The sequence below is a fragment of the Thioalkalivibrio sp. AKL8 genome (genome assembly GCF_000380525.1).
In the GTDB taxonomy this organism is placed as follows: domain Bacteria; phylum Pseudomonadota; class Gammaproteobacteria; order Ectothiorhodospirales; family Ectothiorhodospiraceae; genus Thioalkalivibrio; species Thioalkalivibrio versutus.
The window spans coordinates 95,784-115,688 of the sequence record NZ_AQYF01000007.1; the positions used below are offsets into that span (position 1 = coordinate 95,784).

A 19,905-nucleotide genomic window follows, 5' to 3' on the forward strand; every position below is an offset into this window, starting at 1 on the left:
CAAGTCGCTTTGAAAGCGACTTCTCATCTTGGCCTCACTTTTTTTGCTGTCATGAATCCGCTCCTTAAGATTATTACGGCGCTGCTGGCCCTGATTCTGGCAGCCGGAATCGGCCTGTCCATCGCGGCGGCCGCTCTCTATGTTTACTACGCGCCGAGCCTCCCGGAGGCCGACGCCGTACGCGATGTGCGCCTGCAGACTCCACTGCAGGTCCGCAGTGCGGATGGCCGCCTTATGGGTGAGTTCGCGGAAGAACGGCGCATTCCCGTCCCGATCGACGCAATCCCGCAGCAAGTCCGCGATGCCTTTATTGCGGCGGAAGACGAGCGCTTCTATGACCATCCGGGTGTGGATGTCATGGGCCTTGCCCGCGCCGGACTGAATGTGATCTCCACCGGCGGCGAGCGCAGCCAGGGCGGCAGCACCATCACCATGCAGCTCGCGCGCAATATCTTCCTGACGCGCGAGCGGACCTACGAACGCAAGTTGCGCGAGATCTTCCTGGCCATCCGCCTGGAACAGGAACTCGAGAAGGATGAAATCCTCGAGCTATATTTGAACAAGATCTATCTGGGACAGCGCGCCTACGGGATCGAGGCGGCCTCGCGGGTATATTTCGGCCGCTCGCTGGATGCGCTGGAACTGGACGAGATTGCCACACTCGCCGCCCTGCCCAAGGCGCCATCGACCACCAACCCGGTAAGCAACCCGCAACGGGCCGAGATCCGCCGCAACTACGTACTGCGGCGGATGCTGGAGACCGGCGTGATCGACGAGGATGCCTATACCTCCGCCATCGAGCGCCCGGTGCTGTCGGAACGCCACACCACAGCCACCGAGATTGATGCCCACTGGGTCGCCGAAATGGCGCGCCAGATGGTCGTGAACCTGTGGGGTGACGACGCCTACCGTCGCGGCCTGCAGGTGCACACGACGATCGACTCCCGCCAGCAGGAAGCGGCCAACCAGGCGCTGCGCGAAGGATTGCTGGAATATGACGAGCGTCACGGTTTTCGCGGTCCCGAAATGCGGCTTCCCGGCAATACCCTGGAGGACGCCGAGGCACGCGAGCGCGCGCTGATGGCCATTGGCGTGCACGGAAGGCTGCTGTTCCCGGCCGTCGTCCTGGAGCAGGGCGACGCCGGGGTACTGCGCGTCGACGGCGGCCGCATTGGCGAACTGGAAGTCCTGCCGGAAGACCGCGAATGGGCCGGATCACCGGCGCTCGAACGCGGCGACGTGATCCGTATACGTCCCTATACCGACGGCCGCTGGCGCCTGGCGCAAAAGCCGGAAGTCACCGGCGCCGTGATCGCCCAGGCCCCTCAGGACGGCGCCATCCTGGCACTGGCCGGCGGGTTCGACTTCTTTGAGAACCGCTACGACCGCACGACCCAGGCGCAACGCCAGCCAGGATCCGCGTTCAAGCCGCTGGTCTATGCCCTGGCCCTGCGCGAGGGCCACCGGCCCGAAGGGACCGTGATCGACGCGCCGATGGTCTTCAACGACCCCGCCCTGGGGGCCGAATGGCGCCCGCAGAACTACTCGCGGCGCTTCCACGGCGAGACCACCCTGCGCGAGGCACTTGCGAATTCCCGCAACCTGGCCTCCATTCGCCTGCTCGACCGCCTGGGCACCGGAAACGTACACCAGGAACTGACGCGCTTCGGTCTGGACCTCGAAAGGCAGCCGAACAATCTGTCCATGGTCCTGGGTACCGGCTCCCTCACCCCGCTGCAGCTGAACAATGCCTATGGCGTGTTCGCCAGCGGCGGCCGCCTGAACAGCCCCTGGATCATCGCCCGCATCGAGACGGCGGACGGCGAGACCCTGTACGAGGCACCGACCGAACGAGCCTGCCCGGCGCCCTGCACAAACCCGAAGGGCCAGGATCTGCCGCTGGTCGCCAGCAGTGGCCCGTTGCAGTACACCGATCCGGTACCGGTCCTGGATCCCGGTGTCGCCTGGCAGATGAGCGACATGCTGCGCAGCGTCATCACATCCGGAACCGGACGGCGGGCCATGGAACTGGGCCGGTCCGACCTGGCCGGCAAGACCGGGACCACCAATGACTACCGCGATGCCTGGTTCGCCGGGTTCAACGCGGAGCTGGTCGCAACCGCCTGGATCGGCTTCGACGACAACCGCGAGCTGGGCCGACGCGAAAGTGGCGGTCGCGCGGCCCTGCCAATCTGGACCCGCTTCATGGGCAGCGTGCTGGCCGACCAGCCGGAACGGCCGGTGGAGCGCCCCAACGACCTGGTGCGGGTCGCCATCCTGCCGAACGGCCAGCGCGCCCCCAGCGACGACGCCCCGGGCGCGCGCAACCAGTGGCTGCTACCCCACCAGATCCCGGAACGCGGACACGTCATTCCGGGGAACGGCGAGAACGGCAGCAGCGGGAACCAGCAACCCGAACTGGTCTTTTAAATGGCCAGCCCCTCGCGCGCGCGCCAGGAGCTGGCCCAGGAAGCCGCTCGCATCATGCTCGACGACGGCATCCGGGACTTCGGCCTGGCCAAGCGGAAAGCCGCGGAACACCTGGGCGTGGACGCCCGCCACGACATGCCCGGCAACCTGGAGATCCAGGACGCCGCCATCGAACGCAGCCGGCTGTTTGCCAGCCCCGCCAGCCGCGCCGCCTACCGCGGCCGCCTGGAAGCGGCGCTGGTCGTGATGGAACGCCTGGAGCACCTGGAACCGCGGCTGGTCGGCCCACTCCTTCAAGGGCTAGTGGAATCGCAACCGCTGATCAACCTGCATGCCTTCGCCGAGACAGTGGAAGAGGTCATCCTGGAGATGGGGGACCGGGGGATTCACTGCGAGACCGGCGAGCGCCGTTACCGCAGCCGGCAGGGGCGCGAACAGCGCATCCCCTTCCTCGCCTTCCGCGGACCGGACGACACCGATGTTGAGCTCACGGTCTTCCCGCTGGACGGCCTGCGCCAGGCGCCACCGTCGCCGGTGGACGGGCGCCCGATGCAACGCGCAACCCGCGCGGACGTAGAGAGGATGCTGGCGGAGGCCGGCGCCGAAGAGGCGGCGGCCACGGCGGAATAATAACCGGGCCGTACGCTCGCGCCGGGCGGACTAGCGTCGGTAGTTGGTGACGGTGTCCACCATCGCGGCGACCCGCTCCGGATCGATCCCCGGATGAATCCCGTGGCCAAGATTGAAGACATGACCGGTTTCGCGGTCGAAACCATCCAGCACCCGCTGGGTCTCTTCGCGGACTACCGCCTCGGGTGCGTACAGCACCGACGGATCGAGGTTGCCCTGCAGCGCAACGCGATCGCCGACCCGGCGGCTGGCCTCGGCGATCTCGATGGTCCAGTCCAGCCCCAGGGCATCCGCCCCGGTATCCGCCATCATTTCCAGCCAGGCGCCGCCACCCTTGGTGAACAGCGTCACCGGGACGCGGCGGCCATCGTTTTCACGGATCAGCCCGTCGACGATGCGCTGCATGTAGGCCAGCGAGAACTCGCGATAGGCCCGCGGAGTAAGCGAACCGCCCCAGGTGTCGAAGATCATCACCGACTGGGCGCCGGCGCGGATCTGCGCGTTCAGATAATCGGTCACCGCGGTGGCGACCTTTTGCAGCAGGGCGTGCATCGCCTGCGGCTCGCCGTACATCAGACGCTTGGTCTCGGCGAAGTCGCGCGAGCCCTGGCCCTCGACCATGTAGGTCGCCAGGGTCCATGGGCTGCCGGCAAAACCAATCAGCGGGACCTGGCCGTCCAGCTCGCGGCGGATCAGGCGCACCGCGTCCATCACGTAGCGTAGCTCCTGCTCCGGATCCGGCACCGGCAGGTTCTCGATCGCCTCCAGCGTACGCACCGGCTCGCGGAAACGTGGGCCCTCGCCCGTCTCGAAATACAGACCCAGCCCCATCGCGTCGGGGATGGTGAGGATGTCGGAGAACAGGATCGCCGCATCGAGAGGAAACCGGCGCAGTGGCTGCATGGTGACTTCGCAGGCCAGCTCCGGGTTCTGGCACAGGCTCATGAAGCTGCCGGCCTGGGCGCGGGTCTCGCGATACTCCGGCAGGTAGCGCCCGGCCTGGCGCATGATCCAGATCGGCGGACGCTCCACCGGTTCGCGCAGCTGGGCTCGCAGCAGGAGGTCGTTCTTCAGGTTCTGGGACATCGAAAGGCTCAAACGCCGAGGTATTCAAGGATGCCTTCGGCGGCCTCGCGGCCCTCGAAGACGGCGGTAACCACCAGATCGGAGCCGCGCACCATGTCGCCGCCGGCAAAGACCTTCGGGTTGCCGGTCTGGAAGGCATGCTCGCCCGCGGTCTGCACGCGGCCGCCCTCGTCGATGCCGATCTTGTAGTCGGCAAACCAGTCGGAGGGAGACGGACGGAAGCCAAAGGCGATCAGCACCCGGTCGGCCGGGATTACGTGTTCGGAGCCGGGGACCGGCTCGGGACGGCGGCGGCCCCGTTCGTCCGGGGCACCCATCTGGGTACGCACGACCTTCACACCCTCGACCTTGCCGTCGCCGACGATCTCCACCGGCTGCACGTTGAACTCGAAATGCACGCCCTCTTCGCGCGCATGCACCACCTCCTTGCGCGAACCGGGCATGTTGTCTTCGTCGCGGCGGTAGGCGCAGGTTACCGATGCCGCGCCCTGGCGGATCGAGGTGCGGTTGCAGTCCATCGCGGTGTCGCCGCCACCCAGCACGACCACCCGCTGGTCGGCCATGTCGATGAACTCGTGGCCTTCTTCCTGCGGCCAGTTCATCACCTGGCGGATATTGGAGATCAGGAACGGCAGGGCGGGATAAACGCCCGGCAGGTCCTCGCCGGGGAAGCCGCCCTGCATCGCGGTGTAGGTGCCCATGCCGAGGAACACGGCGTCGTATTCCTCCAGCAGCGCATCCATCGCGATGTCGCGGCCGATCTCGATATTCAGACGGAATTCGACGCCCATGCCCTCGAGGATCTCGCGGCGAGTGCGGATCACGTGCTTTTCCAGCTTGAACGGCGGGATGCCGAAGGTCAGCAGGCCGCCGATCTCCGGATAGCGGTCATACACCACCGCCTGCACGCCATTGCGCGCCAGGATGTCCGCGCAGCCCAATCCCGCGGGCCCGGCGCCGATCACCGCGACACGCTTGCCGGTCGGGGTGACATCCGACAGATCCGGGCGCCAGCCGGCCTTCAGGGCCTCGTCGGTGATGTACTTCTCGACCGAGCCGATGGTGACCGCGCCGAAGCCGTCGTTCAGGGTGCAGGCCCCCTCGCACAGACGATCCTGCGGGCATACGCGGCCACACACTTCGGGCAACGAGTTGGTCTTGTGCGAGAGCTCGGCGGCCGCGAACAGATTGCCTTCCTCCACCAGCTTCAACCAATTGGGAATGAAGTTGTGGACCGGGCACTTCCATTCGCAATAGGGATTGCCACAGGCCAGGCAACGGCCGGCCTGCTGACCGGCCGTGGCGGGATCGAACTGACCAATGATCTCGCCGAATTCGTGGATCCGGATCTCGGCGGGGGTCTTCTGGGGGTCCTGGCGCGGGAGGTCCAGGAACTGCATCGGATTGGAAGCCATGGAACACTCGCTCCGACGAAATCGGGATAGGGGCCGCGATGGGCCCGGGGAGTTCGGCCGGGATCCGGCCCGTAGTCAGCCCTGCAGGGCGGCGCGGACCTTCTGGCTCACCTGGCCCATGTCCGCACGCCCGAAGACCCGGGGTTTCAGGACCCCCATTACGCGACCCATATCACCCGGGGCACTGGCTCCGGTCTCGGCAATCGCCTCGCTCACCAACTGGTCCAGCGCGGCGGCGTCCAGCGGCTCGGGCATGTATTCCTCGATGATGACGACCTCGGCGGCCTCGCGCTCGGCGAGGTCTTCGCGACCGCCCTTCTGATACTGATCGATGGAATCACGCCGCTGCTTGAGCATGCGATTGAGGATCGCCAGCACGGTGTCGTCGTCGGCCTCGCGCCGCTCGTCCACCTCGAACTGCGATACCTCGGCCTGAATCATGCGCAATGCAGCCAGGCGGTCCTTGGCCCGGGCCCGCATGGCCTGCTTGACGTCATCCTGCAACCGGGCCTTGAGCGACATCTTTGGGTCCTCGGGTCCGGGCAGCCACCCGGACGGGGTTCAGTACAAACGCACCCGACGAGTCATGTCGCGGGAATTCTTCTTCAGCTGACGCTTCACCGCGGCAGCGGCCTTGCGCTTGCGCTCGGTGGTCGGCTTCTCGTAGTACTCACGGCGGCGGACTTCCGCGACCACGCCGGCTTTCTCGCAGGTGCGCTTGAAACGGCGCAGGGCGACCTCGAAGGGCTCGTTCTCACGAATTCGTACGTGCGGCATACAATCTCCGAAACGGATGCAGGATCATCTCGATCAAAAATAACAAAACCGGCCGCCAAACACTCCGGGCGACCATGCAGAACTCCCTATGGTAATCCAACCGGCGCCAATTGCAAAAGTCCGTGAAGCGATCCGCACCATGCGGAATGCCCGGCTTACGCCGCCGTCGGCCCGCACGCTATGATGACGGGCATGGAAAGTCTCAACGTAGAACTGGGCGAACGCGGCTACCCGATCCACATCGGGCCGGGCATGCTGGGCGAACCGGAGCGGCTCCGGCCGGCGCTGCACGGCCGGCGCGTCGCCGTGGTGACCAACACCACGGTCGGGCCGCTGTATGGCGACGCCCTGCGCCGGAACCTCGCCGCCTGCGACATCAGCAGCGACCCGCTATGGATCGAACTGCCCGACGGCGAACAGCACAAGACCCTCGCGACGGTAGAGACCATCCTGACCCGGCTGCTGGAGGCGCGCCTGGATCGCGGCAGCCGCATCGTCGCCCTGGGCGGCGGGGTGGTCGGTGATATCGCCGGGTTTGCCGCCGCGATCTACCAGCGCGGTATCGACTTCGTTCAGGTCCCAACCACCCTGCTCGCCCAGGTCGACTCCTCGGTTGGCGGCAAGACCGGTGTCAATCACCCGCTGGGCAAGAACATGATCGGCGCCTTCCATCAACCCCGCGCCGTCGTCATCGACACCGACACGCTGAAGACCCTGCCCCAGCGCGAGCTCCAGGCGGGCCTGGCCGAGGTGATCAAGTACGGCCTGATCCGCGACGCCGAGTTCTTCGCCTGGCTGGAGGAACACATCGACGCCCTGCGCGCACTGGAACCCGAGCCACTGGCCTACGCCATCCGTCGCTCCTGCGCCTGCAAGGCCGAGATCGTCGCCGCCGACGAGCGCGAGGGCGGCATTCGCGCCCTGCTCAACCTGGGCCACACCTTCGGCCACGCGATCGAGGCCGGCATGGGCTACGGCGCCTGGCTGCATGGCGAGGCCGTGGGCACCGGGATGGCCATGGCCGCACGCATGTCCGAACGCATGGGCTGGCTGGATACCGCTGGTCGTGAACGCGCCGAGGCCCTGATCCAGCGCGCCGGCCTGGCCCTGGAACCGCCGGGGGCGGTGACCCCGGACCGCTTCCGCGAGCTGATGGCGATCGACAAGAAGGTGGCCAGCGGCCGCCTGCGCCTGGTACTGCTGCGCGGCATTGGCGAAGCCGTCCTCACCGACGCGTTCGATCAGGACGCCCTGGACGACACCCTGCACGAGCATGCCCGTGTCGCCTGAAACCATGGCCACCCCCAGCGCTGCCGCACCGGGCCTGGCGCCCTACGCCTGCGACCCCGCACGTTCGCGCGGCCGCGCCCAGGCCGAGGCCGCGCCGCGTCACCGCAGCGATTTCCAGCGCGACCGCGACCGCATCGTGCATTCCAGCGCCTTTCGCCGGCTGGAGTACAAGACCCAGGTCTTCATCAGCCACGAGGGCGACCTGTTCCGCAACCGCCTGACCCACTCGCTGGAGGTCGCGCAGATCGGGCGCTCCATCGCGCGCGCCCTGCAACTGAACGAGGACCTGACCGAGGCCGTCGCGCTGGCGCACGATCTCGGCCACACCCCCTTCGGGCATGCCGGACAGCACGCGCTGAATGCCTGCATGCGCGAGCACGGCGGCTTCGAGCACAATCTGCAGTCGCTGCGCATCGTCGACCTGCTGGAGCGCCACTACGCCGACTTCGACGGCCTCAACCTCACCTACGAGACCCGCGAGGGCATCCTCAAGCACTGCGCACCCGAGAAGGCGCGCCAGCTGGGCGAGATCGGGGTGCGCTTCCTGCAGAAGGAACAGCCGAGCCTCGAGGCCCAGCTCGCGAACGTCGCCGACGAAATCGCCTACAACAATCACGACGTCGATGACGGCCTGCGCTCCGGGCTGCTCACCATGGACCGCCTCGCCGAGGTCACCCTGTTCCGCGACTGCCGCGAGACGGTCCAGGCCCGGTACCCGAACCTGGACCCCCGTCGCATCCAGCACGAGACCGTCCGGCGCATGATCGACGCCCTGGTCGGCGACCTGATCGAGACCAGCCAGGCCGCGATCGACCACGAGCGCCCGCAAACCCCCGACGACGTACGCCGCGCCGACGAGGCACTGATCCGCTTCAGCCCGCAGATGGCGGAACAGGCGCGCGAGCTCAAGGGCTTCCTGCGCGAGAACCTCTACCATCACCACCAGGTCCACGGGGTAATGCACAAGGCCCGCCAGCTGATCCACGATCTGTTTGCCGCGTTCGAGTCGGAGCCACGCCTGATGCCCGAGCACTACCAGCGGCATGCCGACGAGATGGCCACCCACGACGCGCACGGGCCGCAACGCGCCATCGCCGACTACATCGCCGGCATGACCGACCGCCACGCCATCCGTGAACACCACCGCCTGTTCGACCTGGGCACGCTGACCTGAAAAGGAATTCGATGGCGCTTTCCGAACAATGCCTGGAACACCTCGGCCTGCACGCGCCGCCGTTTGACGACGCGCCCGACGAGACCTTCATCTACAGCGACCCGCTGCTGGATGGCCTGCTCGAGTCCGCGCGGGCTGCCCTGAACGGCCCCGGCGCAGTCGTGCTGATGACCGGCGAGAACGGTTCCGGCCGCAGCCTCCAGCTGATGCGACTGCTGGCGATGCTGCCCGACCCGTTCGAGCTGATCGCCTTCCGTGCGCGCATCAACACCCAGTTCGAGTCGGTGGACAACACCATCCGCAATTACCTGCGCTCGCAGAACGCGGACGATCCCGACCGCCCACTGACCGAACTCCTCGGCGACCGCGTCGCCGAAGGCGTCGACCCGGTTATCGCGATGGATGACGCGCACCTGGTCGGCACCGACATCGTCAACAACCTGATGCGCATGCGCAGCGAGATCCTTGCCAGGCAGGGCCGCGCCCCGCGCATCATCCTGGTCGGTTCCAGTGGGCTACTGCGCCGCCGCCTATACCTGCCCGACCCCTCCGACGAGGACCAGGTCACTCGCGTCAGCCTGCGCGCGTTCAACCTGGAGCAGACCGCGGCCTACCTGCGCCACCGCCTGCAGGCCGCCGGCCTGGCCGACCCCGATCGCCTGCTGGATGCAGACGCCATCCATCACCTGCAGACCACCAGTCAGGGCCTGCCCGGCAACCTCAACCGCGAAGCCAACAGCTTCCTCGAACGCCAGTGCCGCAGCGAGCGCCGGACCGGTGCCACAGCCACAGCCGCCGGCAGCACTGCCCCGGGGGTGGCCGCGGGCGAGGCGGCCGAGACAGACACCGACATCGAACCGCAAGACGGGGAGCCCGCGATCACCCCCTCCACCCGCGAGGCCGAGCCGGTGAGCGAGATGCCCTCGGAGACGACGATCCGCGCCAGCCGCGACCCGGACGACGACCGCTTCACCCCGGCGGCCGAGGCTCTTGCCGCGTCCACTCCGCGCCCCGACCCGCCCCGCGAGACAGCCCCCGAGGCGCCGCCGGGCGAGCCGGGCGGCATCGACGCCGATCACCGCATCCCGGAGCCGCCGGCGGCGGAGAACGTCGCCTTCTGGAACCAGCGCTGGTTCGTCCCGGCGGTAGCCATCACCGTGGCCTTGGGCATCGCCGCCCCGGTCGCCTGGCAACTGCTGGAGACGGAATCCGCGCCGACCGATAGCGAGATCATCGAACTACCCCTGCCCGAGCCGCGCATCACCGAGGCCGAGCCGGAACCCGCGCCCGAGGGGCCGGCAGCCACCACCGACGACGAGGTCGTCGTGGCCGACCCACTGGACCTGCCCCCTCCGGCCGAAGCCGAACCGACCGAGCGGGAGACCGCCCCCCAGGACCCGGCCGCGGACGAGCCCGAACCCGAGACGGCGGCGGAACCCGCGGAGCAGGCGCCCGCATCCGAACCGCCGGCCGAGCCAGAAAGCACTCCGGAGCCGGAGCCTGAACCGGCACCCGAACCCACGCCCGAGCCCACGCCCGAACCGGAACTCGCCACCGAAGAACCGGCCGCAGAGGATGCCGACGCCGAGCGCCTGCGCAACGACCGCGCCTGGCTGAACGACCAGGACGGAGGCGCCACGACCATCCAGCTGCTGGCCGCGCCGAACATGGGGGCCGCACGGGCCTATGCCGATCAGCACGACCTGGGCGGGATCCGCTATATCCCAACGCGCGTCAACAACCGCGAATTCGTGGTCATCCTGGCCGGGGTCTTCCCCGACCGGGCCGCCGCCCAGCGCGCCGCGGAGGACCTGCCCGCCGCCGTGCGCCGCGACGAACCCTGGATCCGCTCCATCGGCTCGGTCCAGAACGCCGTGCGCGACTGATCCCCGCGCTGCTTGGTCACCACGACTTAACCTGCGTCGATGTCGTGTCTTCTTGACCGGCCCCGGTTTGCCGGGAGAATGACGGTTCGGCTATATTCCTGCGCCTTTTTCCGTGTTCTTTTTCCAGGGACGGCCCTGACCAACGTACCGCGCCCGCGTACGGCCCCGCGCGCTGCGACCGGAGTTGACCAATGCGACAGAACCAACTGAACGGCACCCTCTACCGCCCCGAATTCGAGCGCGACAACTGCGGCTTCGGCCTCATTGCGCACATGGACGGCGTAGCCAGCCACTGGGTGGTCGACACCGCGATCAAGGCCCTGGAACGCATGACCCACCGCGGCGCGATCGCCGCCGACGGCAAGACCGGCGACGGCTGCGGGCTCCTGATGAAGACCCCCGAGGCCTTCCTGCGCACCCTCGCCTCCGAGTCGAAGATTGAACTGGCCGAGCGCTTCGCCGCCGGCATCGTGTTCATCAACCCGGCCAAGATCGCCGAAACCCGCGCCGCCGTGGAGAGCGCCATCGAGCGCGGCCCGCTCCGGCTTGCCGGCTGGCGCGAAGTGCCGGTCAATCCGGAAGAGGCCTGCGGCGCCGAGGCGATGAAGAGCCAGCCGCACATCCTGCAGGTGTTCATCAATGCCCCGGCGGAGATGGACGCGGCCGACTTCGAACGCGCGCTGTTCGTGGTGCGCCGCCGCGCCGAGATCGCGATGGGCGACGACCCGGTGTTCTACGTGCCCAGCCTGTCGGCGCACGTACTCTCCTACAAGGGTCTGGTGATGCCGGCCAACCTGCCGGTGTTCTACCCGGACCTGAAGCGCCCGGAACTGGAGACGGCAATCTGCGTGTTCCACCAGCGCTTCTCCACCAACACCTTCCCGCAGTGGGGCCTGGCGCAGCCGTTCCGCTTCCTCGCCCACAACGGCGAGATCAACACCGTGCAGGGCAACCGCAACTGGGCGGTCGCGCGCCAGCACAAGTTCGCCACCGAGAAGCTGCCGGAACTGGCCGAGCTGGAACCGCTGGTCAACCTGGAGGGCTCCGACTCGCAGAGCCTGGACAACATGCTGGAGGTCCTGCTCGCCGGCGGCATGGATCTGTTCCGCGCAATGCGTCTGCTGGTCCCGCCGGCGTGGCAGAACGTCGCGCACATGGACTCCGACCTGCGCGCGTTCTACGAATACAATTCCATGCACATGGAGCCCTGGGATGGCCCGGCCGGCATCGTGCTGACCGATGGCCGCTATGCCGCCTGCACCCTGGACCGCAACGGCCTGCGCCCGGCGCGCTACGTGATTACCAAGGACCGCCACATCACCCTGGCCTCGGAGATCGGCGTGTACGACTACGCCCCCGAGGACGTGGTCGCCAAGGGGCGCCTGAAGCCCGGCCAGATGCTCGCCGTGGACACCGAGTCCGGCGAGCTGCTGCAGCCCGAGGACGTCGACCGCATCAACCGCACCCGCCAGCCCTACCGCCAGTGGCTGCGCGCGCACGTGAAGCACCTGAAGAGCCAGCTGGACGACAACCAGCTGTTCTCCGGCGAGCCGATGCCGCCCGAGCGCCTGGAGACCTACGAGAAACTGTTCGACGTGACCTTCGAGGAACGCGACCAGATCCTGCGCGTGCTGGCCGAGGCCGGGCAGGAGGCCGTGGGCTCCATGGGCGACGACACCCCGTTCGCGGTGCTCTCCAGCCACACCCGTTCGCTGTTCGACTACTTCCGCCAGCAGTTCGCCCAGGTGACCAACCCGGCGATCGACCCGCTGCGCGAAAGCATCGTGATGTCACTGGAGACCTGCTTCGGCCGCGAACAGAACCTGTTCGAGGAGACCCCGGACCACGCCCACCGCCTGGTGTCCGACTCCCCCGTGCTGTCCGAGGCCAAGTTCCGCGAGCTGTGCAACCAGACCGAGGATGCCTTCCGCATCGAGCGCATGGATCTCAACTACGACGTCCATTCCGGCTCGCTGGAGGACGCCGTGAAGGCCCTGACCGAGCACGCGGTCGAGGCCGTGCGCGACGGTGCCGTGGTGCTGGTCCTGTCGGATCGCGGCATCGACCCGGAACGCCGCCCGATCCCGGCCGCGCTGGCCGTGGGCGCGGTTCACCATGCCCTGATCGGCGCCAAGCTGCGCACCGACGCGAACATCGTCGCCGAAACCGCCACCGTGCGTGATCCGCACCACTTCGCGGTGCTGCTGGGCTACGGCGCCACCGCGATCTATCCGTACCTGGCCTACTCCGCGCTGCACGGCATGTGCCAGTCCGGCGAGATCCCGAACGCGGACCCGCTGACCCTGGCGCAGAACTATCGCCGCGGCATCAACAAGGGCCTGTTCAAGATCCTGTCCAAGATGGGCATCTCCACCATTGCCAGCTACCGCGGCGCGCAGCTGTTCGAGATCGTCGGCCTGTCCGACGAGATTGTGGAGACCTGCTTCAAGGGCACCACCAGCCGCATCCAGGGCACCCGCTTCGCCGACATTCAGGCGGATCTGGAGACGCTGTCGAAGCGGGCCTGGAACCCGCGCAAGAGCGCCGGCCAGGGCGGTCTGCTGAAATACGTCCACGGGGGCGAGTACCACGCCTACAACCCGGACGTGATCCAGACCCTGCACCGCGCGGTGCAGTCCGGCGACTACGGGATCTACAAGGAATACGCGGACCTGGTGAACGAACGCCCGGTGACCGTGCTGCGCGACCTGCTCAAGGTGCGCGACGACATCGAGCCGATCGAGCTTGACGCGGTCGAGCCCGAGGCCGACATCCTGCCGCGCTTCGACTCCGCCGGGATGAGCCTGGGTGCGCTGTCGCCGGAGGCCCACGAGGCCTTGGCCACCGCGATGAACCGCCTCGGCGGGCGCTCCAACTCCGGCGAAGGCGGCGAGGCCGTCTCCCGCTACGGCACCGAGCGCATGTCCAAGATCAAGCAGGTGGCCTCCGGCCGCTTCGGCGTGACCCCGCACTATCTGGTCAACGCCGAGGTCCTGCAGATCAAGGTCGCCCAGGGCGCCAAGCCCGGCGAGGGTGGCCAGCTGCCGGGCCACAAGGTCAACAAGATGATCGCGGAGCTGCGCTTCTCGAATGCGGGCGTCGCCCTGATCTCGCCGCCGCCGCACCACGACATCTACTCTATCGAGGACCTGGCACAGCTGATCTTCGACCTCAAGCAGGTCAACCCGGATGCCCTGGTCTCGGTGAAGCTGGTCTCCGAGGCCGGGGTCGGCACCATCGCCGCCGGCGTGGCCAAGGCCTACGCCGACCTGATCACCATCTCCGGTTACGACGGCGGCACTGGCGCCAGCCCGCTGACCTCGGTGAAGTACGCCGGCACCCCGTGGGAGCTGGGCCTGTCCGAGACCCACGCGACCCTGCGCGGCAACGACCTGCGCGACAAGGTGCGCCTGCAGACCGACGGTGGCCTGAAGACCGGCCTGGACGTGATCAAGGCGGCCATCCTGGGCGCCGAGAGCTTCGGCTTCGGCACCGGCCCGATGGTCGCGCTGGGCTGCAAGTACCTGCGCATCTGCCACCTGAACAACTGCGCAACGGGTGTGGCCACGCAGGACAAGGTGCTGCGCATGAACCACTTCATCGGGCTGCCCGAGATGGTCATGCACTACTTCCAGTTCGTCGCCCGCGAGACCCGCGAATGGATGGCGAAGCTGGGCGTGCGCAGCTTGACCGACCTGATCGGCCGCACCGACCTGCTGGAGATCCTGCCTGGCGAGACGCCCAAGCAGCAGCACCTGGACCTGAACGGCCTGCTGGCCAGCGGCGACCTGGCCGACAAGCCGCGTTTCTGCAAGGCGCCGAAGAACGAACCGTTCGACAAGGGCGAGCTCGCCGAGAAGATGGTCGCGGAGATGCTCCAGGCCATCGAGAGCAAGGCGGGTGGCGAATACCACTTCGACGTGGCCAACACCGACCGCTCGATCGGCGCGCGGCTGTCCGGAGAGATTGCCAAGCGCCACGGCAATCAGGGCATGGCGGACGCCGCGATCACCGTGCGCATGAAGGGCACGGCCGGGCAGAGCTTCGGCGTGTGGAATGCCGGCGGCCTTCACCTGTACCTGGAAGGCGATGCCAATGACTACGTCGGCAAGGGCATGACCGGCGGCAAGCTGGTGATCCGGCCGCCGGAGGGCTCCAGCTTCGCCAGCCAGGACACCACCATCATGGGCAACACCTGCCTGTATGGGGCGACCGGCGGCAAGCTGTTCGCGGCCGGCCAGTGTGGCGAGCGCTTCGGCGTGCGCAACTCCGGCGCGATCGCCGTGGTGGAAGGCATCGGCGACCACGGCTGCGAGTACATGACCGGCGGCGTGATGGTGGTGCTGGGCAATACCGGCATCAACTTCGGCGCGGGCATGACCGGCGGCTTCGCATTCGTGCTGGATCGGGAGAACGACTTCCCGGACCGCATCAACAACGAGCTGATCGACCTGCACCGCCTCGACACCGAGGAGATGGAGGCGCACCGGAACTACCTGGAGGAACTCGTCACGGAATTCGTGCACGAGACCGACAGCGCCTGGGGCCGCGAAATCCTGGAACGCTTCGACGACTACCAGGGCTCGTTCTGGCTGGTGAAGCCCAAGGCCTCGGAACTCCGAGGCCTGCTGGCCAACCTGCGCCAGGCCGCCTGACCCGCCATCCGGCAGCACTACGATTCGGGCCCCTCACGGGGCCCGTTTTGTTTGCGCGCGTAAAAGTCCGTCATTACAGGACCCAACAGGGACCGTGGCAAAGGAGCAGCGCGTAATATCCAGTCCCGCGTCCCGCACCGGAATCGGGGGCCATAGATAACGATTGCTTCGTCGCCTCCGGCTCCTCGCAATGACGGGAGAGCGAAACACCGTCATCGCGAGGAGCGAAGCGACGTGGCGATCTCCACGGGCAACCCCGGCGTCCGCCTTGGAAACCGCCGGGTCTTGCCCCGTCGGCCAAGGCGTGCCGCAATGACGTGTTGCGGCCCGACGCTGGGCTATCATGCGAACCCAACCACCGGCACGACTCCGAGGAACACGCAGCGACCCCATGGCAGGCCTCATCCCCCAGGCGTTCATCGACGATCTGCTCGAACGCAGTGACATCGTCGAGATCATTCAGCGCCGCGTCAGCCTGAAGAAGGCCGGGCGCGAGTTCGCGGCCTGCTGCCCGTTCCACGGCGAGAAGACGCCGTCGTTCTACGTCTCCCCGCAAAAGCAGTTCTATCACTGCTTCGGCTGCGGGGCGCATGGCACGGCCATCAGCTTCCTGATGGAGTACGAGAACCTGAGCTTTCCCGAGGCGATCGAGCAGCTGGCCGAACAGGCCGGGCTCGAGGTTCCGCGCGAGGCCGGGGACGACGACCGCCGCGAGGCCCATGCCCCGCTGTATGACGCGCTGGACGCGGCCGCCGAATGGTACGTGCAGCAACTGCGCCAGACCCCCAGGGCAGTCGAGTACCTGAAAAACCGTGGTATCGACGGCGCCACTGCACGCAACTACCAGATCGGCTGGGCCCCGCCCGCGGGGCTGATCGAGGCGCTCAAGCCACGTTTCACTCCGCAGCAACTGGTCGATGCCGGCCTGGCCGCGCGGCGCGACGACGGCGGTATCCGCGAGCGCTTCCGCGCGCGCATCATGTTCCCGATCCGCGACCGGCGCGGGCGCATCACCGGCTTCGGCGGGCGCCTGATCGAGGACGGCGAACCGAAATACCTGAACAGTCCGGAAAGTGAGGTCTTCCACAAGGGCCAGGTGATCTATGGCCTGTTCGAGGCGCGCAAGGCCGGCACCCGGCTGGACGACATCGTGGTGGTCGAGGGCTACATGGACGTGGTCGGCCTGGCCCGCGCCGGCTTTCACCGCGCGGTGGCCTGCATGGGCACCGCGCTCACCCGCGCCCACCTGGACAGCCTGTTCCGCCAGGTCTCGCGCATCACCCTGTGCTTCGATGGCGATGCCGCCGGCCGCCGCGCCGCCTGGCGCTCGCTGGGCGAGGCGCTGCCCGCGATCCAGGGCCTGCGCGAGGTGCGCGTGCTGTTCCTGCCGGAGGGCGACGACCCGGACAGCCTGGTCCTGCGCGACGGCCTGGCCGGCTGGGAGGAGCGCCTCGCCGGCGCCCTGCCCTTGTCCGAGACCCTGATGCGCCTGCAACGCGAGGAGCACCCCACCGACACCGCCGAAGGCCGCACCCGCTTCGCCCACGCGGCGATGAAGCTGGTCGCCACCGCCCGCGATCCGCTGTTTCGTGACCAGCTGGTCGAACGCATCGGACAGGAGACGGGGCTCAGCCAGGAGCGACTGGAACAGGTCCTGGCGGAACAGCCAACCCAGCCTGCCCGCAACCCTGAACCGGGCCCGGGTCACGAGCTCCCCGACACCCCCGGCGGCCGTGCGCCCGCGCGCGGCGAGAGCGCCCCGGCCTTGTGGGGTGCCCTGCTCGCCCGCGTCCTGCAACACCCCGAACTGGACTGGTCACAGCCCGAGTTCCGCCAGGTCGTCGAGCTGCCCGGAGCGGCCGCCGAGACCCTGCGCAATGTCCTCGCGGCCCTGGACGAGAGCCCTGGACGCCACACGGCCGGCCTGCTGGAGCGCTTTCGCGACCAGCGCCACTTTCAGCGACTCATGGCCCTGGCCCACCAGGAGCTCAACGACGGCGAGCTAGCGGTCACCCGCCAGACGGCGCTGGACTGCGCCCGCCAGCTCCTGCGTCAGCACTATCGATTGCGAATTCGTGAACTGACTCGCCCCGGTTCCGAACTCGGAACGGAACAACGCGCCGAGCTCGCCCGTCTTACCCAGCAGTTGCAGCGGTTCGACCTGCCCAAATAGCGCCGCCGGGGCTTGAAGCGCCCGGATTCGCCCTCAACATAGCGGTCAAGGAGGTCGCCCCAGAGCCGGGTCGCGACCCAGCCTTGACCCGAGAATCCATCAGGCCACCGGCAATATAAGAATCTTCTGCTACAATGTAGGATTGATTTTTCTGCGTCCCACTTTCCTTGAGCCGTCTTGCGACGGCTCAAACAAGCACCTCGGAGTACGACCGCAATGAATCGTGAAGAGCAGCAATCCCAGCTCAAGGAACTGATTGCCAAGGGCAAGGAGCAGGGATACCTCACGTATACCGAGGTGAACGATCACCTGCCCGACTCGATCATCGACTCCGACCAGGTCGAGGACATCATTGCGATGATCAACGACATGGGCATCGCGGTGCATGAGCAGGCCCCGGACGCCGACAGCCTTCTGCTGTCCGACGGTTCGGTCTCTGCCGACGACGACGCCGAGGACGCCGTGGCGGCGCTCGCCTCCGCCGACAGCGACTTCGGCCGCACCACCGACCCCGTGCGCATGTACATGCGCGAGATGGGCACGGTCGAGCTGTTGACCCGCGAAGGCGAGATCCGCATCGCCAAGCGCATCGAAGAGGGCCTGATGCAGGTCCTGTTCGCGCTCGCCCACCATCCGGGCGCGATCGAACGGCTGATCCGCGAATACGACCGGATCGTCGAGAACAATGGCCGCCTGACCGACCTGGTGGTTTCCTTCATCGACCCGAATGATCACGCCAACGGTGAGGCCGTGGCCCGTGGCCTGGTGACACCGGAACAGGCCCAGAAGGCCCAGGACGAGCAGAAGGCGGCTGCGGCGGCCGCCGCCGAGCAGCAGGCCAGCGCCGAACTGGATGCCATCGTCGACGAGGTGGAAGACGCCGAGGAAGACGAAGAAGCCGCCGAGCCGGTGGACACCGGCCCGGATCCGGAAGAGGCGCGCGAGCGCTTCGAAAAGCTGCGCAAGCTGCACGCCAAGGCGCACAAGGCCTTCGAGAAGGGCAACCGCGAGGCCTACGCTGTAGCGCGCGAGGCCACCGCCAAGTACTTCATGGAGTTCAAGCTGATCCCGCGCATGGTCGACCAGCTGACCACCCAGCTGCACGGCAGCATCGACCACGTCCGCCGCCACGAGCGCCGCATCATGGCGCTCGCCGTCGAGCAGGCCCAGATGCCGCGCAAGGCCTTCATCGACAGCTTCCCCAAGAACGAGACCAATCTCGACTGGATCAAGGAAGCCTGCAAGGCCAAGGGCAAGTACACCAACGCCCTGGCCCAGCACGAAGAAGAGATCGTGCGCCTGCAGAAGAAGCTGGCCGAGATCGAGCGCGAGGCCAGCCTGAACATCGCCGAGATCAAGGAGATCAACCGCCGCATGTCCATCGGCGAGGCGAAGGCACGCCGCGCGAAGAAAGAGATGGTCGAGGCCAACCTGCGCCTGGTGATCTCCATCGCCAAGAAGTACACCAACCGCGGCCTGCAATTCCTCGACCTCATCCAGGAAGGCAACATCGGCCTGATGAAGGCCGTGGACAAGTTCGAATACCGTCGCGGCTACAAGTTCTCGACCTACGCCACCTGGTGGATTCGCCAGGCGATCACCCGCTCCATCGCGGACCAGGCGCGCACCATCCGCATCCCGGTGCACATGATCGAGACGATCAACAAGCTCAACCGCGTCTCCCGCCAGATGCTGCAGGAGATGGGCCGCGAGGCCACCCCGGAAGAGCTGGCCGAGCGCATGGAGATGCCCGAGGACAAGATCCGCAAGGTGCTCAAGATCTCCAAGGAACCAATCTCCATGGAGACCCCGATCGGCGACGACGAAGACTCGCATCTGGGCGACTTCATCGAGGACGAGAAGGTCGCCTCGCCGTCCGACTCCGCCGCACAGGAGAGCCTCACCGAGGCCACCCGCGAGATCCTGTCCACGCTGACCCCGCGCGAGGCCAAGGTCCTGCGCATGCGCTTCGGTATCGACATGAACACCGACCACACCCTCGAGGAGGTCGGCAAGCAGTTCGACGTCACCCGCGAGCGCATCCGCCAGATCGAGGCCAAGGCCCTGCGCAAACTGCGCCACCCGACCCGCGCCGAACTGCTGCGTACCTACACCGACGCCGAGTAACCGGCGTCCCGGCCCGGCGGCCGGAACCCGACCTAGCGATGCGGCGCCATCTTCCCCTTGCGGGTAGAATGGCGCCGCAGTCGTTTGTACGCTCCCCGCATACGGGCCTGTAGCTCAGTTGGTTAGAGCAGGGGACTCATAATCCCTTGGTCGTCGGTTCGAGTCCGACCGGGCCCACCATTCGCTTGCGCTCGCGCTGGGCGGGTCGGACTATCCCGGCGCACGCCGTTCCGGCCTCGCGAAGCCAGGCTTCGCGCCGCTA

The 19,905-nt window shown here is 67.4% G+C and carries 12 protein-coding genes and 1 tRNA gene; 9 read left to right on the plus strand and 4 right to left on the minus strand.

The window, feature by feature from the left end; all coding sequences use genetic code 11:
• Positions 1-51: 51 nt before the first annotated feature.
• Entirely contained in the window at positions 52-2,430 is a 2,379-nt protein-coding gene (locus G335_RS0106170) for a penicillin-binding protein 1A (protein ID WP_018176189.1), read from the plus strand.
• Complete coding sequence (locus tag G335_RS0106175) at positions 2,431-3,060, plus strand: hypothetical protein (RefSeq protein ID WP_018144546.1); 630 nt, start codon at positions 2,431-2,433, stop codon at positions 3,058-3,060.
• Positions 3,061-3,090: 30 nt separating this feature from the next.
• Here the strand turns inward: G335_RS0106175 and hemE are convergent, their stop codons facing one another.
• The 4 genes from hemE to rpsU all read right to left on the minus strand — a co-directional run bounded on the left by hemE (position 3,091) and on the right by rpsU (position 6,338).
• Positions 3,091-4,146, minus strand: a complete 1,056-nt coding sequence (gene hemE, locus G335_RS0106180; RefSeq protein WP_018144547.1) for a uroporphyrinogen decarboxylase — start codon at positions 4,144-4,146, stop codon at positions 3,091-3,093.
• A gap of 8 nt (positions 4,147-4,154) precedes the next feature.
• Positions 4,155-5,561, minus strand: a complete 1,407-nt coding sequence (locus G335_RS0106185) for an FAD-dependent oxidoreductase (RefSeq protein WP_018176190.1) — start codon at positions 5,559-5,561, stop codon at positions 4,155-4,157.
• 75 nt (positions 5,562-5,636) lie between these two features.
• Positions 5,637-6,083, minus strand: a complete 447-nt coding sequence (locus tag G335_RS0106190) for a GatB/YqeY domain-containing protein (protein ID WP_018176191.1) — start codon at positions 6,081-6,083, stop codon at positions 5,637-5,639.
• A gap of 39 nt (positions 6,084-6,122) precedes the next feature.
• A complete protein-coding gene (rpsU, locus tag G335_RS0106195; RefSeq protein ID WP_018144550.1) occupies positions 6,123-6,338 on the minus strand; it encodes a 30S ribosomal protein S21 in 216 nt (71 codons plus the stop codon).
• A gap of 180 nt (positions 6,339-6,518) precedes the next feature.
• On the opposite strand from rpsU, the gene aroB reads away from it, so the two are divergent.
• From aroB to G335_RS0106230, 7 genes are all read left to right on the plus strand, one after another.
• Complete coding sequence (aroB, locus tag G335_RS0106200; protein ID WP_018176192.1) at positions 6,519-7,628, plus strand: 3-dehydroquinate synthase; 1,110 nt, start codon at positions 6,519-6,521, stop codon at positions 7,626-7,628.
• A gap of 4 nt (positions 7,629-7,632) precedes the next feature.
• Positions 7,633-8,802 (plus strand): deoxyguanosinetriphosphate triphosphohydrolase, encoded by a 1,170-nt coding sequence (locus G335_RS0106205; protein ID WP_018176193.1) that lies wholly within the window; start codon positions 7,633-7,635, stop codon positions 8,800-8,802.
• An 11-nt stretch (positions 8,803-8,813) separates the two neighbouring features.
• Complete coding sequence (locus G335_RS0106210; protein WP_020411035.1) at positions 8,814-10,688, plus strand: SPOR domain-containing protein; 1,875 nt, start codon at positions 8,814-8,816, stop codon at positions 10,686-10,688.
• Positions 10,689-10,879: 191 nt separating this feature from the next.
• Entirely contained in the window at positions 10,880-15,343 is a 4,464-nt protein-coding gene (gene gltB, locus G335_RS0106215; protein ID WP_018176194.1) for a glutamate synthase large subunit, read from the plus strand.
• Positions 15,344-15,734: 391 nt separating this feature from the next.
• On the plus strand, positions 15,735-17,516 hold the full coding sequence (gene dnaG, locus G335_RS0106220) for a DNA primase (RefSeq protein ID WP_018176195.1): 1,782 nt from the start codon (positions 15,735-15,737) through the stop codon (positions 17,514-17,516).
• Positions 17,517-17,693: 177 nt separating this feature from the next.
• On the plus strand, positions 17,694-19,643 hold the full coding sequence (gene rpoD, locus G335_RS0106225; protein ID WP_255349372.1) for an RNA polymerase sigma factor RpoD: 1,950 nt from the start codon (positions 17,694-17,696) through the stop codon (positions 19,641-19,643).
• Between the two features lie 103 nt (positions 19,644-19,746).
• Positions 19,747-19,823, plus strand: a tRNA-Ile gene (locus G335_RS0106230).
• The last annotated feature ends 82 nt before the right edge of the window (positions 19,824-19,905 follow it).